The sequence below is a fragment of the Klebsiella sp. BIGb0407 genome, from assembly GCF_024807845.1.
Lineage (GTDB): Bacteria > Pseudomonadota > Gammaproteobacteria > Enterobacterales > Enterobacteriaceae > JGM124.
Genome location: NZ_JANUEQ010000001.1, coordinates 1,251,805 through 1,267,179, shown reverse-complemented (window position 1 = coordinate 1,267,179; position 15,375 = coordinate 1,251,805). Strand labels below are relative to the sequence as shown.

12 protein-coding genes are annotated in these 15,375 nt (G+C 48.5%); 10 read left to right on the top strand and 2 right to left on the bottom strand.

Annotated elements, in window-relative coordinates; translation table 11 throughout:
* Window positions 1-422 precede the first annotated feature (422 nt).
* The 5 genes from M2387_RS05900 to M2387_RS05880 are packed head-to-tail and all read left to right on the top strand — an operon-like array spanning window position 423 to window position 5,776.
* On the top strand, window positions 423-1,712 hold the full coding sequence (locus tag M2387_RS05900) for an ABC transporter substrate-binding protein (protein ID WP_259047813.1): 1,290 nt from the start codon (window positions 423-425) through the stop codon (window positions 1,710-1,712).
* Between the two features lie 17 nt (window positions 1,713-1,729).
* Window positions 1,730-2,665, top strand: coding sequence for a carbohydrate ABC transporter permease (locus M2387_RS05895; RefSeq protein ID WP_259047811.1), 936 nt, complete (start codon window positions 1,730-1,732; stop codon window positions 2,663-2,665).
* Window positions 2,666-2,674: 9 nt separating this feature from the next.
* Entirely contained in the window at window positions 2,675-3,514 is an 840-nt protein-coding gene (locus M2387_RS05890) for a carbohydrate ABC transporter permease (RefSeq protein ID WP_259047809.1), read from the top strand.
* A 10-nt stretch (window positions 3,515-3,524) separates the two neighbouring features.
* The gene (locus M2387_RS05885; RefSeq protein WP_259047807.1) at window positions 3,525-4,616 is read left to right on the top strand and encodes an ABC transporter ATP-binding protein; all 1,092 of its coding nucleotides are present in this window, start codon (window positions 3,525-3,527) and stop codon (window positions 4,614-4,616) included.
* A gap of 11 nt (window positions 4,617-4,627) precedes the next feature.
* A complete protein-coding gene (locus M2387_RS05880; RefSeq protein ID WP_259047805.1) occupies window positions 4,628-5,776 on the top strand; it encodes an alginate lyase family protein in 1,149 nt (382 codons plus the stop codon).
* A gap of 55 nt (window positions 5,777-5,831) precedes the next feature.
* Here M2387_RS05880 and M2387_RS05875 read toward each other — a convergent pair whose 3' ends face one another.
* Window positions 5,832-6,749, bottom strand: coding sequence for an alpha/beta hydrolase (locus tag M2387_RS05875; protein WP_259047804.1), 918 nt, complete (start codon window positions 6,747-6,749; stop codon window positions 5,832-5,834).
* Between the two features lie 553 nt (window positions 6,750-7,302).
* On the opposite strand from M2387_RS05875, the gene M2387_RS05870 reads away from it, so the two are divergent.
* Entirely contained in the window at window positions 7,303-8,034 is a 732-nt protein-coding gene (locus M2387_RS05870; protein WP_259047802.1) for a carbonic anhydrase, read from the top strand.
* A 91-nt stretch (window positions 8,035-8,125) separates the two neighbouring features.
* Here the strand turns inward: M2387_RS05870 and M2387_RS05865 are convergent, their stop codons facing one another.
* On the bottom strand, window positions 8,126-10,438 hold the full coding sequence (locus M2387_RS05865; RefSeq protein WP_259047800.1) for a molybdopterin-dependent oxidoreductase: 2,313 nt from the start codon (window positions 10,436-10,438) through the stop codon (window positions 8,126-8,128).
* 416 nt (window positions 10,439-10,854) lie between these two features.
* Here M2387_RS05865 and M2387_RS05860 point away from each other — a divergent pair, with 416 nt between their 5' ends.
* The 4 genes from M2387_RS05860 to M2387_RS05845 are packed head-to-tail and all read left to right on the top strand — an operon-like array spanning window position 10,855 to window position 15,369.
* On the top strand, window positions 10,855-11,835 hold the full coding sequence (locus M2387_RS05860; protein ID WP_259047798.1) for a sugar ABC transporter substrate-binding protein: 981 nt from the start codon (window positions 10,855-10,857) through the stop codon (window positions 11,833-11,835).
* Window positions 11,836-11,867: 32 nt separating this feature from the next.
* Window positions 11,868-13,373, top strand: a complete 1,506-nt coding sequence (locus M2387_RS05855; protein WP_259048312.1) for a sugar ABC transporter ATP-binding protein — start codon at window positions 11,868-11,870, stop codon at window positions 13,371-13,373.
* On the top strand, window positions 13,370-14,356 hold the full coding sequence (locus tag M2387_RS05850) for an ABC transporter permease (protein ID WP_259047796.1): 987 nt from the start codon (window positions 13,370-13,372) through the stop codon (window positions 14,354-14,356). Before M2387_RS05855 ends, M2387_RS05850 begins: the two co-directional genes overlap by 4 nt.
* Window positions 14,356-15,369, top strand: coding sequence for an ABC transporter permease (locus M2387_RS05845; protein ID WP_259047794.1), 1,014 nt, complete (start codon window positions 14,356-14,358; stop codon window positions 15,367-15,369). The genes M2387_RS05850 and M2387_RS05845 overlap by 1 nt, the downstream gene beginning before the upstream one ends.
* The last annotated feature ends 6 nt before the right edge of the window (window positions 15,370-15,375 follow it).

Genomic DNA, 15,375 nt, shown 5'->3' with positions numbered 1-15,375 from the left:
AGTGCCGTAAAGTTTTTTTTTGTGATGCTAGTCTTGTTTACTGATTTGGCTAAAAAACACCCGTATAATTGTGCTTTGAATCACACAATTGCTTGTTTTAAATAAAACAACCTTATTTTTCATTCTTTGTGTTAAATTTCAACTTGCTGATTTTATTGGTATTTTAATTTTTAATATTTTTTTTAATATTTTTTGTAGTGATGTGCATCAAGTTTTTTAATTTTAAAATCTTATTTCGTTTTTGTTTGATTGCATTGCAAGATTCCTTTCTATTAAATAATTAAATCTACTGAAATAGGATTGGCGGAATAAGGGAAATAAAAATAAATGTTTTTATTTCCCTTATTAGTTATCTGCCGAAAAATATCGGCAAGTAGTATTTTTTGTTTACCTTTTTACCCTACAATAAAGGATATGGAGCCATGTCTACGAATCGATTACGTTCACTGTTACTCATTTCGACACTGGGATTAGGCGTTGGGCAAAGTTTTGCTGCTTCCACGCTCAATGTCTGGATCCGAGCCAGTAACGATTCTAAAAACATTTATCAGCAAGAAGCGGAAGCCTTTGAGAAGAAAACCGGTATAAAAATCGAATATTTTAATGCCACTACGGATTTTGAGCAGCGCCTGGCGCGTGCCGCCGCGGGTAATGCGTTACCTGACCTTATCTTCAATGATGCTGCCTCACTCGGGCAATTTATTCAGTTAGGTATTGTTGATGAGATAGACCCCAAGTCTATCGCTGGTGGCGATAATCTTTACCCTACGGCCTGGGAAAGCACGCGTTATATCGATGGTAAACATTATGGCGTACCGACCTCTGCGCAAACCTTTGCTCTGTTCGTGCGTAAAGACTGGCGCGAAAAATTAGGCTACCCACAACCGAAAACCTGGGAAGATGTCATGAAACTCGCGCATGCCTTCACCCAGGAGGATCCTGACGGTAACGGTAAAAATGATACTTACGGGTTTAACGTTCCGGCCTCAACAACCCGTGGTTACGCCAGCTGGTTTTTGACCCCGTTTATCTGGCAGGCGGGCGGTGATTACGTTTCTGAAAAAGAGGGTAAATTTACCGCAACTCTCAATACACCAGAAGTCGCAGAGGCGGTGAACTTTATCCGTACCATGATCTGCGAAAAAGTCGCCCAGCCCGGGGCGATTAATGCCACTACTGCGGATGTCATTCCATCATTCCGTTCCGGACAGGTCGGCATGTTCTTCACCGGGCCCTACCATATTGCAGTATTTGACCGAGACCCGGGTAAAGACCAGTACGAAGTTGTCACCCTCGAAGGCCCGAAAAATTCCGCCACCCTGGCGGAAGGTACCACCGTCTTTCTGATGAAGAGCAGTAAACAGAAAGAAGATGCGCGCAAATTTATCGAATTCATGATTTCGAAAGAAGGCCAGGAAATCGGGATGGGTAAAGGATCGAAAAATATTCCCGTAGTCCGCCTGGCAGTAAATAAAGATGTCGACGTTAAAGAGGTCTATCAGGATGACCGTTGGGCGACTTTTGCCAGCCTTTATAACGACCAGGGCCGCTATGTGCCGCAAATTCCGAACTGGACACCGGTACGCCAGATAACCGCTGAGGGCTTTAACCGTATTCTCGCTAACTGTACTGGCAATATTGCGCAGGAACTCGATGCGCTTAATGTCAAAGTGAATAGCGAGCTGGAAAAGCAAGACGTGCTGGCTAAGTGAGGCGAAGAGGCATGAGTATGCATGACACAAAATCGGCTTCGGTTACCGGAGCCACATCTTCCGCTAAAACAGGCTGGCTGACGCCAAAGCGGAAGCGTGCGCTGATCCCATGGCTGTTTCTGGCACCGGCACTGGTTATCTTTAGTTGGTTCAAATTCATCCCCATGATTCAGGGGCTGGTAATGAGCTTCTATAAGGTGAACTTTAACCAGCCTGATGAGTGGGTTGGCTTTGAAAATTTTGCCCGTGCTTTTGCTGACCAGGCTCTGCACGCAGCGGTATTGAATACGTTGCTCTATGTTGTGGTCACCATGTTTGTTGCCGCATTCTGCGCTTTCTTTCTGGCGATGTTACTGGAAGGCCCGGCACGGCACTTACGTTTTATCCGTACCGCCATCTTTTTACCTGCCGTAACCAGCGCGGCAATCGTCGCTGAAATGTGGCGGATTTTATTCAACCCAACACCGAATGGCGTTGTGAACCAATTTTTGAGTTGGTTTGGGATAGAGGATCAGGGTTTCCTTGCCAGTACCGATCAGGCGATATGGATAATCATGCTGCTGCATATCTGGAAAGCGATACCTTATGACATGGTTATCTTTATCGCCGGACTAGCAGGCATTAGTCGGGATCTTTATGACGCTGCAAACGTGGATGGTGCCAGCTGGTGGAACCGTCTGCTCTATGTCACTTTGCCTGGCATGATCCCCGCTTTATCAGTGGTATTAATGCTCTCCTTTATTCGTGGTTTCCGAGTCTTTGCCGAAGTGTACGCCACGACAGGCGGAGGGCCCTCTAACTCCACAGAAATGATTATGACCCATATCTATAAGCTCGGTTTCGAACAGTTTGATTATGGCTACGCTTCTGCGGTGTCGTTCCTGCTGTTTAGCTTTACGGTCATTTTGACTATTTGCCATCTGACGCTAAAAAAACGTATCGCACGTTACTAAGGAGCTGAAATGTTAGGTAAACGTTGGGATATAGCAGGGCGCTGGTGCATCTATGCCGTACTGCTTTTTGTTTTTGTGGGACCTTTTTGGGGAATCGTTGCGACAGCCTTCAGCGGCGCGCCGGTTAAACCTGGTGAACTGCTCGCCTGGCCGAATGAGTTTTCTCTGGAAAACTTCATCTTTGCCTGGCAGGACATCGGCGTCTGGCGCTATCTGCTGAACTCCATGGTGGTCGTATTTTTCGGAACGATTTTACAGGTATCTGTGAGTGCACTAGCTGCCTATGCCCTGGCGCGTAAGAAATTTCGCGGCGTTGCAGTGGTAAGTCTGGTGATTCTGTCAACCATGATGTTACCGGAAGAAGTTATCGCTATCCCGCTGTATATGATTATCAACTGGCGTCTGCCATTGCTTGATGTCTCTATCTATAACAGTTATCTCGGCATGATCCTGCCGATTGTTGGCTGGGCTTTTTCCATTTTTGTGCTGAGCGAGTTTATGTCAGCTATCCCCAAAGAGCTGGAAGAGGCCGCACGTATCGATGGTTGTAACGAATGGCAGATTTTCTTCCACGTTATCTTGCCTCTGGTGAAGCCTGCTCTGGGTACGGTTGTGACCTTCGGGTTCATCATGATTTGGGACCAGTATCTGTTACCACTGATTGTTGTTAATCAGGACAGCCTGAACACGATACCGGTGATTTTAGGCACTTTACGTACCGATGAGAGTATCACCCCGAATATTTTCATTGCCATTACCCTACTGGCGATGCTGCCGAGCATCATCGTTTATCTGGGCCTGCAAAAACATTTTAACCGCGGAATTATGTCCGGCGCGGTTAAAGGATAAGGAGCGCATTATGGGATCTGTTGTACTGAACGGTGTTCGTAAATCATATGGTGATGCCCAGGTCATTAAGGGTGTTTCATTAACCATCCCTGATGGTGAATTTTGTGTCCTGGTTGGCCCCAGTGGTTGTGGTAAGTCAACATTGCTACGCATGATTGCCGGTCTTGAAGAGATAACCGGGGGAGAGGTGCATATCAATGATAAAAACGTCACGGATGTTGAACCCAAGCTACGTGATATTGCGATGGTTTTTCAGAGTTACGCGCTCTATCCGCAAATGACGGTTCGCGAAAATATGGGTTTTGCTTTAAAAATGGCCAGGGTGAATAAAGCCGAAATTAATAAAAAAGTCACTGATGCCGCCTCTTTGCTGGGACTGGAACCGCTGCTGGAAAGATTGCCAAAAGATCTCTCCGGTGGTCAGCGTCAGCGTGTGGCTATGGGCCGGGCAATTGTTCGTCAGCCGCAGGTATTTTTATTTGATGAACCACTGTCGAATCTCGATGCCAAGTTACGTACTCAGGTGCGCGGTGAAATCCGTGAATTGCATCGTCGACTGAAAACGACTTCTGTATATGTTACTCATGACCAAATTGAAGCTATGACGATGGGCCAGATGATAGTCGTGCTGCGCGATGGTTATATTGAACAGGCAGGGACACCGCTGGAACTCTATGACCAGCCTGCAAACCTGTTTGTTGCCGGTTTTATCGGGTCCCCGGAAATAAATCAGCTTCATGGCGAGGTACAACTTGAAGGCTCTCAGGCGCATTTACGTCTGAAAGATGGCTCATTACTGGCGCTGCCACAGGGGCTGGATGTGACTCAGGGACAAAAGGTTGTTTATGCTATTCGTCCTGAACAAGTTAACGTGGTGAATGAGCCGCGTGAGGATGCCCTGGCCGCGACAATTACCGCTATCGAAAATACCGGCTCTGATATGCAGTTGTTCTGTAATACCGGAGGAGGTGCCTTTACCTCGGTGTTTAAGCAGCGACTCGAGGTCAGTGAAGGTGAGACCATCTGGTTGCAACCGAAGCTTTCAGGTATCCATGTTTTCAATGCTGATAATGGCATGCGTATCAAAAAAGCAGGGGAATAAATACGGTGGCAATGAAGTTGTATACACTTGATGAAAATTGTCTCGATAATGCACGATCGAGCCTTAAACAGCCTTTTTCCCCGTTGAAGATGGCGCTAAATCAGCTTATCACCGATGCCAATACGCTGTTACAAGTTACACCAGAAACGGTGATTGAGAAAAAGCTCAGACCGGTCAGCGGTTGTGCCAATGATTATTACAGCCTGGGGACATACTGGTGGCCTAATCCTCGCCGCCCTAACGGTTTACCTTATATTCGTCGGGACGGGCATACGAACCCACAGTGTGAAAATAATGACACGGATACGGCTCGTATTATTCGCATGTGCGAACGTTGTCTTACCCTGGGACTGGCCGGATATTTTACCGGGCAGGAAAAATATGCTCAGGCGGCCGCAGAGCAAATTCGGTGCTGGTTTTTAAATACTGAAACACGAATGAATCCCCACTTAAATTATGGCCAGGCTATTCCAGGGATTGTTTCCGGGCGCGGCACGGGATTAATCGACACTCGGCTGTTGTGGATGGTCATTGATACTATCGGGCTTATCAGTAGTGAAGGGGTGCTGGATACCGATGATATTATTGGTTTGCACCAGTGGTTTCGTGATTTTAACCACTGGATGTATTACAGCGAGATAGGGCATTCGGAATATGTCTGGCATAACAATCACGGAACCTGGTATGACGCCCAGCGTGCAGTCAATGCATTATTTTACGGCGACAGAGGGTTAGTGGCCCGGATCATCGAGCAAGGTATTACACAGCGTATGGCAGCCCAGATTGATCAGGATGGTAAACAGACCATGGAGCTGGAGCGTACTATACCGTTCCACTACTCTTTGTTTAATCTTGAGGCTCACTTGCTGCTTAACCGCTATGCCGAGCATATTGATTTCGATCGCTGGAATACTGTTCGCGATGGGCGAGGCGTTAAGCTGGGAATTGATTACCTGGTGCCTTTTATTTGCGAGTCAGATCTCTGGCCGTACAGTGATTTACAGGGAATAGTCTGGGACAGTGCGCTTCGCGTAATGTTGCAATCTGTTCGCGGTTATCCTCAGCATGCAGAAAACTATCGTCGCGTGCTGGCGCTGTTTCCGGCAAAGACACAAAGCCTGAAAGAACAGTTGATGTGGTGCCCGGCTGTCAAAAATTAAAATAATACTGAACACGATCGAGGGAATACCTCGATCGTGTCTGTCTTTGGGTTAACTAAATAAGCGGGGAGTTTACCCGCCGTGCCACATCTCTCATCACTTCGCGTGCAGCCAGACTGACACCTGCCAGCTGAAAGAAACCGTGAATAACACCCGACCAGCGTTGATGGGTCACCTCGACGTTCTGTTCCAGCATACGCTGATATAAGGCTTCGCCTTCATCGGCTAACGGATCGTATTGGGCAGTAATAATATGAACATAAGGTAAACCGTTAAAATCATCGCGCCACAGCGGGCTGGCATCAGGGTGCTGTTCATCGCCTGGAACCAGGTAAAGTTCATATCCTGTGACCAGTGTGTCACGGGTAATAATGTAATCTTCACCATATTGGGTGTAACTGGCAAACCGGGCAGAGGTATCAAGCATTGGATACAGTAAGATAACCTGACGAGGTTGCCAGACTTGAGCGGCTTTCAGCCTGAGCGCGGTGACTAATGCCAGGTTTCCTCCCGCACTGTCACCGGCAAGGGTAATATTTTCCCTAACAATCGCGAGCTTATCAGCATATTTCCAGACCAGATTAGCCCCTTTTTCGGCATCATCATGAGCCGCCGGGAACAGATGTTCTGGCGCCAGCCGATACTGAACCGCTATGACCCGACACTGACCCTGTTTTGCCAGCTGGCGTAACTGGTTATCATGGGTTGCAAACCCTCCGCTGACAAAGCACCCGCCATGGAAATAGACAACCGCGGGCAGAGGTGAGGTGGCATTCAGCGGTGAAACAATACGTAATATCAGGCCTTCCAGTTCAATGTCTTTAACCTCAACCTGGTTTTCTATTTCGCCCGCTAAGACGGTGCTACTGATATAGCCTTGACGACGGTCTTCGAGAGCTTGCCCCCTGACAGAAGGGCGTCCGCTTTGGATAAACCCTTGTACCAGTTCAGCAATCCCTTTTTCCAGTTTCATTTTATCTCCTCCCGGTTAATGGCTTCAGTTTATTCCTTTTCAAGTTGAAGGTGAACCTGGTAAGGTAAAAACTACAGTCTTTCTGGGAAGTTTTATTTAATACACTCCTGTTAATGCACGCTAAAAGTTATTATTGTTTCCTGGGTATCATATATCACAATAATAATATTAAAGTTTCTGGGTTTGTTTATTGTATTAATGGTGGTAGTTGCTTCCTGAAATAAATATTAATTTCAATTGCTGTTGAATTATATGGATCGATAAAATAATTTGTGCTAGCTTTATATTAATTCCACTCTACAAGCCCGTTTCGGGTATGCTTTATTAAAGCAGGAGGTGAATTAAATATAAACTATTCAAGTGACTTAGTCTGTTATAGCAGCAATGCTGTTCTGTAAAATCGCCGTTCTGGCGAGGGTTTTTATAATACTAAAAGCGTTCGGTAAAAATTAATGGAGAATAATCAATAAGGCAAAGGAATGCCGTCCTGACTGCTGCAAGTCATATATTGCCTGATTATCCAATCCCAAATAATGTCATTAAAGGTGAGAGTATGAATAAGTCTACATTATCACGCCGTTCATTATTAAAACGTTCAGCTGGATTATCAGCATTAGCAGTGATAGGCGTCAGTGGTGTCACTTTACCCTCAATCGGCTTTGCCTCAACCCTGACTAAAGAACAACGCGACAAGATGACACCGGATGAAATAATCCAAAACTTCAAAGAAGGGAATATCCGCTTCCGTGAAGGAAAAATGGCACAGCATGATTATGTTGCCCAAAAATTGGATAGCAAAACAGGTCAGTATCCGGCGGCAGTTATTTTAAGTTGTATTGACTCAAGGGCGCCAGCAGAAATTATCTTCGACTCCGGTATTGCGGAAATCTTTAATGCGCGTATTGCCGGAAATATTCAAAATGACGACATACTGGGAAGTATGGAGTTTGCCTGCGCCGTTGCCGGGGCCAAAGTCGTGCTAGTGATGGGACATACTTCTTGTGGTGCAGTCAGGGGCGCTATTGATAATGCTGAGTTAGGTAATCTCACCGGATTGCTGGAAAAAATCAAACCGGCGATATCTGAAACAGATTATCAGGGGGAACGTTCGGGAAGTAATGATGAATTTGTTGATGCCGTTGCAAAAACAAATGTTCAAATGACAATTGAGGATATCAGAAAAAATAGCCCGGTATTAAAAAAGTTAGAGGAGGAGAACAAAATCAAGATTGTCGGTAGTATGTATCATTTGCACAATGGGGTGGTTGATTTTTTAGAAATTTAATTTTGATACCCAGTACGTTATTAAGTACTGGGTATTTTTTACGGAAGATATTCCTATTAATATAATAGGAATATCGGTTGCCGGATAAATATTATTTAACAGTGACGAATACGGGTGGATCAAAGGCAGTTATTGGCGGTAGTTCCTCGTGCCATAATTCAATCTCGACCCGGCAACTTTGCGCACTACAGCCTTGTCCCAGACGCGAACTTCCCTGATCTTCAGTCAAGACATTCGGGTTACCGTGTTTATCCAGCGATCCTGGGGTTGCAGGATCTAACGGATCGTACCAGGCACCGGTAGATATTTGCACTACGCCCGGGATAATCTGTGAACTGATATGGATCCCGGCGAGGATGGCACCTCGTTGATTAAATACCCGCACCACATCTCCTTCACTGACGCCCCTGAGCTCGGCATCCTGTGGATTCATCCACAGGGGTTCACGTCCCTTTATCTTGGTCTGGCGACTGACAGTCCCGTGATCGTACTGGCTATGCAGTCGGGTTCGTGGCTGGCTGGATAACAGGTGTAACGGCCAGTCTTGTGCCTGTTGTGCCTGGAAGCTGGCTTCTTCTTCGTCCCAGAACGGATAACCCGGGCATTCACGATAACCAAAGCTTGCTATCGTTTTGGAATAAAGTTCAATCTTGCCTGAAGGGGTGGAGAGCGGGAAATCTTCCGGAGATGCACGGAAGTCAGACAGAAAAATCTGTGGTTTTTGTGGTGCAGCGTACTCCAGCTTACCTTGATCCCAGAAGTCCTCAAAAGCGGGAAGTGTAATACCATCGCTCTCTGCTCTGCCTCTGGAGGTTTCATAGAGTTCCGGCAGCCACTCTTCAGCGCTACGACCTTCAGTGAACTCTTCACCAAAACCGAGCGCATGTGCGAGGTCTGAGAAAATCCTGTAATCGTCGCGGGCTTCTCCTACCGCAGGGATCTGCTGACGCATGGCAATCATAAAGCCATCATGGGCGGCACTGCCGATATCATTACGCTCCAGTGAGGTAGTGACGGGGAATACGATGTCAGAGAATTTTGCCTGAGCGGTCCAGTATTGTTCATGAACTATCACAGTTTCAGGGCGACGCCAGGCTTCGACCAGACGGTTCAGATCCTGATGATGATGGAACGCATTGCCCCCGGCCCAGTACACCAGACGGATATCCGGGTAATTCAGGTGCTGGCCATCAAACTCATACTCTTTACCCGGATGCAGCAACATATCGGACAAGCGCGCAACAGGAATAACGCTGTTTATCTTATTTTTCCCGGCCGGTAAACGTGGGCCTGAAAATGAGACGCGACCCGCCCCGGCGAGGTTAGTACAGGCATAGCCAAACGCCAGCCCACCACCCGGCGTACCGATTTGCCCGAGCAGAGCAGTCAGTGCGACGGTCGCCCAGTAGGCTTGCTCCCCCTGGCGAGCGCGTTGAATCGACCAGGAGATATTCACCATGCTGCGTTTTTTAGAGAGCGTACGCGCCAGGTCGATAATCACCTGCTCATCAAGCCCGGTGATACCCGCAGCCCAGTGAGCCGTTTTAGCCTTGCCATCAGTTTCACCCAGAAGATAGGCACGGAAGGGTTCAAAGCCGACGGTATGACTGTCCACAAAGGCCTGGTCATGGCGCGATTCGCTAATCAATGTATGGCACAAAGCGAGCAGTAATGCGGTATCAGTGCCGGGTTTAACGGCTAGCCATTGGGCATCAGGCACGGCGCTGAGATCGTTTTTGACCGGGCTGACATTGATAAACTTAACCCCTTTCTGGTTAAGACGTTCCAGCCAGTGCTTAAGCATATGGTCATTGGCACCGCCGCCATTAACCTGGGCATTGCGTACCGGCAGGCCACCGATAGCGACAAACACTTCACAGTGCTCTTCCAGTACCGACCAGTGGGTATGCTGATGGTGTAACGGACTTAGCGGGCCGAGAATATGCGGCAGGATACGTTCACCTGCTGCACTACTATAGGTGTTAGTACTGGCAGTATAGCCACCAAAACCTTTCAGAAAACGGTGCAACTGACTTTGAGCATGATGGAAACGCCCGGCGCTGGCCCAGCCATAAGAACCGCCAAAAATAGCCTCATTCCCACAGCGACTTTGAACGGAGCGCATTTCTTGCGCGACCAGGGCAATGGCTTGCTCCCAGCTAACTTCAACAAAGGGTTCTTTACCACGCCCCTCGCGAGAAGCAGGGCCACCGGTTAAATAACCTGAACGGACCGCCGGGCGACGAATGCGGGAATTACCGGTGACCGACTCGGTAAGCGACTGACCGATAAGCGAAGGGTTTTTATCCCAGCCAACCGGTGAAATTGAAGCGATGCGTTCACCTTCGGTGGTAACCCGATAGGTTCCCCAGTGCATTACCGCCAACTGATGTTCCGTTTTCATGCTGATACTCTGTTTTCTAATACCAAAGGCACATCATAATCACGGCGTGTTGAAAAGATAGCTTAAATTTATGCGTGAAATATGACGTCAAAAAAGGAATATTTTAGAGAATGATTTGGTATTTATCTTTAAAGGCAGTTTTTATTATCGACAGATGATGTTCCTTACGGGCTTTAATATTATTTCTCAGGAATGAGATTTGTTTCAAAAAAAATAGCATAACCATTTTCTTTTACTGCCTGTTTGTCCTTGTAACCTGTTTTATCAGGATTTTTTTATGTCATAAGTGTTAATTCTCTGGTGACTTAGTGATATGACTATGTGAATATAAGTTATAACTATTTTTTATTTGGGCATGCCCATTGTTGTTGTCATTGTGTGTTTCAACTCGTGATGAATATAGGATAACTACCAGAATGAAGTTTAAGAATACGCTATTAGCTGCGGCAGTGGGCCTGCTGTCTGTGACTTCAGCCAGCACATTTGCTGCTGATGCTTTGTCCTTGCAAGGAAAGACCATTGGTGTTGCTGTAGTGGGGACTCAGCACTTCTGGGATCGTGAAGCCTTTAAAGGTGCCAGCGCGGAAGTTGAAAAACTGGGCGGTAAAGTTGTCGCTGTTGATGGCGGTCGTGACAATCAGGTTCATGCCAATAACCACGATATTCTGCTGTCGCGTAAAGTCGATGCGGTTATCAGTATCCTCGGTGACAGCGCCGTTGAACCAAAATTCAAAGCGCTGCGTGAAGCGGGTATTCCGGTGTTTACCGTTGACCACGTTTCGCCTGAGTCTGTGAATAACACCACCTCTGATAACTACACCCTGGGTTCAACAATTGGCCGAAATATGGCTGATGCTCTGGGCGGTAAAGGGAATGTGGCCGTTTTTAATGCCTTCTCCAGCGCATTACGTATTTGTGGTATCCGTTACGATCAGTGGAAATATGTTCTGAATGATTACCCGAATATTAAAATTATTCAGCCAGAACTGGCAGAACAATTTGCTAACTCACCGGAAGATGCCCGTAAGAAAACCCTGGAACTGTTAAGTCAGTATCCTAAAGGCAAACTGGATGCTATCCACGTTGCTTGCTGGGATCAGCCAGCCATCGGTATTGTTCAGGCCCTGGAAGAGACCGGCCGCGATAAAGATGTCAAAGTTACCGCAATCGATGCAGGCCCTGAAACTCTGGAAATCATGGCAGAGCAAGACAGCCCGTTTGTAGCGAACGTCGCACAGCAGCCAGGCCTTATCGGTAAGACGTCTGCTGAAAACGTCGCGCGTTACTTTGCCGGGGAAAAACTGCCGGTTCAAACCTTTATTCCGGTTGTTCCTGTAAATGGCCCGGAAGAAGCAAAAGCGGTACATGAAAAACTGGGTTATGGTGAATTGAAGTAGTGAATAGCGAAAATACGCAACGCGGTCTGGTTATGGACCGCATTAGTAAACGTTTCGCAAACGTGGCCGCGCTCAACGCGGTCACGTTGACGATCAAGCCGGGGGAAATCCACGGTCTGATCGGCGAAAATGGCGCAGGCAAGTCAACGCTGATCAAAATCCTTGCCGGGGTCTATCAGGCTGATGGCGGGAGCGCAACCCTTGACGGCGAGGCACTTCCTCTTGGTAAACCAGCGGCGATAGAAGCCCAGGGTATTCGGGTTATCCATCAGGAACTCAATCTTATCCCTCATTTTACTGTCGCCGAATCGGTGTTTCTGGGACAAGAGTCGGTGCTTCAGGCAGGCCTGCTGAACCGTAAGCAAATGCGCGAAGCCACCCGCAAGTTTTTCCAGGATACCTGGCAAATTGCCATCGATCCGGACAGTCTTATTAGCCAGTTAAGCCTGGCTGAACGTAAGCTGGTACAAATTGCCCGTGCGCTGATTGATGGCGCCGCTAAGCTTGTGGTGTTTGATGAACCTACTGCCCCCCTTGAAGTGCATGAAGCAAGCCTGGTGTCTGACGCGATATTGCGTTTAAAAGAGCAAGGTATTGCCATTCTCTATATTTCTCACTATCTCAACGAAATTGCTTTGCTCTGTGATGCGGGAACCGTACTGCGTAACGGTGAAGTGGTCGGTTATCCTGACCGTGAGCTCTTACAGAATACGGATGCATTGATCAGAATGATGGTCGGCCGTGAGATAGAGCAGCTCTATGCTGTGCGTGAACAGCGTCATGATGTTGCGGTCACTGACCACCCCCTGTTGTCCGTCAGCTCCCTGAACGATGGTCAGCAGTTAAAAAATATAAACTTTGTGATTCAGCGCGGTGAAATCGTCGGTGTCGCAGGGCTGTTAGGTGCCGGACGAGATATCCTTATCGACTCGCTCTATGGTCTGCATAAAGCGAAAAGCGGTGAGATTGCCATTGATGGTAAGGTTTGTCGCATACGCACTCCTCGCCAGGCGATCCGCGCGGGTATGGCGCTGGTGCCGCGAGACCGCCGTCACCAGGGGCTGGTACTTCCTTTTTCTGCTGCCGACAATATTAACCTTGCCTCGATGAAAGATAACGCCACGCTTGGCTGGGAACATCGCGGTAAAGCGTTACAGAAAGCCCGTGACTGGATTGAACGTTTAAGTATCCGCCCGGGTTCACCACTGATCCCGGTTCGTCATATGAGCGGCGGGAATCAGCAAAAAGTGATTCTGGCGCGCTGGCTGGGAACCGATGCCCGACTGTTTATTCTCGATGAGCCCACGCTTGGGGTGGATATTGGCGCCCGCAGTGATATCTATCAACGTACTCGCCAGCTGGCAGAGCAAGGACGTTCGGTCCTGGTTTCTTCCAGCGACGCCAGTGAACTGCTGGGTCTGTGCGATCGTATTCTGGTGATGTGGCGTGGTGCCTTAGTCGCTGATTTATCTACCACCGGACTGACGCTTGATATGTTACTGGCAACGATCAATGGTGGGCAGGAACAACCACAATGAGTACTGTAACCCAAAAACTCGGCTCGCGTTCCTTGCGCGGGCTGTTTGAAAAAATTCCACTGCTGCTGTTCGCCTTACTCATAATCTGGCTCAGTATCCAGTCGCCTTACTTCTTAAGCTGGGAAAATATCAGCCGTATGCTGGTACAAAGTGTCCCGCTGGCGATTTTAAGCTTTGGCCTGGTATGCGTGATTGCCGCAGGTGGCGATGATGTGGTCTCTGGCGGGATCGATCTCTCGTTACCTGCTATCGCGGTATTGGGCGTCGCACTACTGAGCCTTGGCATGATGGAGTGGATGTTGCCCTGGCCGCTGATGCTAGCCGGTCTTGTTATCGCGTGCCTGGTTTGCGGTGGTATTAACGCCTTGCTGGTGCTGGCCGCCGGGCTGCCGCCACTCCTGGCAACACTGTCCACTTCCGTCGCTTTTACGGGTATCACCAACTTGCTCACCGGCCAGCGTCGAATTAGCGTTGATGACCCGCTGATGATGGGCTTTCGTGACGGCAGTTTGTTTGGCGTGCCTTATGCGCTTATCTATCTGGTCGTGGTTTTTATTGGCTTCCAGGTTCTGTTGCATCACAGCCGTTTTGGTCAGCATTTGCAGGCTGTCGGTGGCGGCAAAGATATGGCCCAGATGTCGGGTCTGAATGTCCGCCGTCTGATCCTCGCCTCCTGGCTGATAGCCGCGGTTGCTGCTGCACTGGCGGTCTTCCCGCTACTGGCTCAAGGATCGGGTAGCTCGAGCGGGACTGCAACGCCACTGTTGATGGAGATGGTGCTTGCCACTTTCCTTGGCGGCGCTTTTTCACGTCGTCGTGTGGTGACTATCTGGGGAGCATTGCTGGGCGCGATACTGGTTAATGCCTTATCAAACGGTCTGGGTCTGTTAGGTGTCAATATTTTCTGGATGGGTGCCATCAAAGGAGTGCTTATCTTAGTGGTCTTAGCCGCCTCGGCAATGCAGCATAGAGGAAAGTCATAATGAAGTTACTTTCAGTCCTGTCAGTAACCTCTACGGTCACGACAGATAAGCGGGGGAGCAATCTGCGCGCCTGGTTGTCGCGCCTGTGCTTTGCTCTGGTCACGCTGGCGTTTATTCTGTTATTTAGCTGGTCCAACCCGGTCTTTTTGACCCTGGATAACTGGAGCAATTTACTACAGGGTAGTGCCATTTTACTGATTGTTGCCTTGGCGATGACGCTGATTGTCAGTGCCGGGGCTATTGATTTATCCGTCGGCGTCGCGATTGATTTTGGTGCCATGATGGCATTAATCGCTTTGAAAACCTGGCATCTTCCCTGGGAAATGGCGGTTATGTTTGCCTTACTCGGGGGCATGACTATCGGGCTGGTCAACGCCTTTTTAATCATTGTCTGTCGTATTAAACCCTTCCTTGCGACCCTGGGAACATGGTTTATCGCCAGCAGCGTTGAACGTATCTATACCGATGGTGGTGGCGCGATTGCCATGAGACGTATGGCGCCGGAGTACCATAACCTGGCCGTGGGCGATGTCCTGGGGATCCCGATCCCGGTTATTATCGTGCTGGTGATATGGCTGGCCGCATGGCTATTAACCGAGCGTACCCTGTTTGGTAAACAAGTTCGCGCTGTCGGGCAGAACAGTGAAGCGTCCCGCATCGCGGGTATTGCCGATAAACGCACACTCTTTTGGGTGCTGGTGATTGCTTCAACCCTGTGTGCGGTCGGGGGGATTATCCTTTCAGCTAACCTGCGACAGTTTACGCCGCTGGCAGGGCAGTCCTATTTGATGGACTCTATTGCCGCGGTGTTTATTGGAACTGCCTTTAACCGGCAGGGACGTGTCAGTATGAGCGGTACGCTTGGCGGCGTATTATTCCTGGCGATCGTGAATAACGGACTCAACCTAATGGGCCTTAACTATCTGGTTAAAGATGCTCTGGTGGGGATTATTTTAGTCGTGGCGCTGGCGGTCTCGTTCTGGCAAGCCCGTCTGCGTCAGCAACATGTTTGAGGTCAT

What these genes read in the sequence shown, in the direction of transcription:
- M2387_RS05890 (WP_259047809.1), top strand. Translation starts at nt 2,675, where the DNA reads ATGTTAGGTAAACGTTGGGATATAGCAGGGCGCTGGTGCATCTATGCC.
- M2387_RS05870 (WP_259047802.1), top strand. Translation starts at nt 7,303, where the DNA reads ATGAATAAGTCTACATTATCACGCCGTTCATTATTAAAACGTTCAGCT.
- M2387_RS05865 (WP_259047800.1), bottom strand. Translation starts at nt 10,438, where the DNA reads ATGAAAACGGAACATCAGTTGGCGGTAATGCACTGGGGAACCTATCGG.
- M2387_RS05850 (WP_259047796.1), top strand. Translation starts at nt 13,370, where the DNA reads ATGAGTACTGTAACCCAAAAACTCGGCTCGCGTTCCTTGCGCGGGCTG.
- M2387_RS05880 (WP_259047805.1), top strand. Translation starts at nt 4,628, where the DNA reads ATGAAGTTGTATACACTTGATGAAAATTGTCTCGATAATGCACGATCG.
- M2387_RS05845 (WP_259047794.1), top strand. Translation starts at nt 14,356, where the DNA reads ATGAAGTTACTTTCAGTCCTGTCAGTAACCTCTACGGTCACGACAGAT.
- M2387_RS05875 (WP_259047804.1), bottom strand. Translation starts at nt 6,749, where the DNA reads ATGAAACTGGAAAAAGGGATTGCTGAACTGGTACAAGGGTTTATCCAA.
- M2387_RS05860 (WP_259047798.1), top strand. Translation starts at nt 10,855, where the DNA reads ATGAAGTTTAAGAATACGCTATTAGCTGCGGCAGTGGGCCTGCTGTCT.
- M2387_RS05855 (WP_259048312.1), top strand. Translation starts at nt 11,868, where the DNA reads ATGGACCGCATTAGTAAACGTTTCGCAAACGTGGCCGCGCTCAACGCG.
- M2387_RS05885 (WP_259047807.1), top strand. Translation starts at nt 3,525, where the DNA reads ATGGGATCTGTTGTACTGAACGGTGTTCGTAAATCATATGGTGATGCC.
- M2387_RS05895 (WP_259047811.1), top strand. Translation starts at nt 1,730, where the DNA reads ATGCATGACACAAAATCGGCTTCGGTTACCGGAGCCACATCTTCCGCT.
- M2387_RS05900 (WP_259047813.1), top strand. Translation starts at nt 423, where the DNA reads ATGTCTACGAATCGATTACGTTCACTGTTACTCATTTCGACACTGGGA.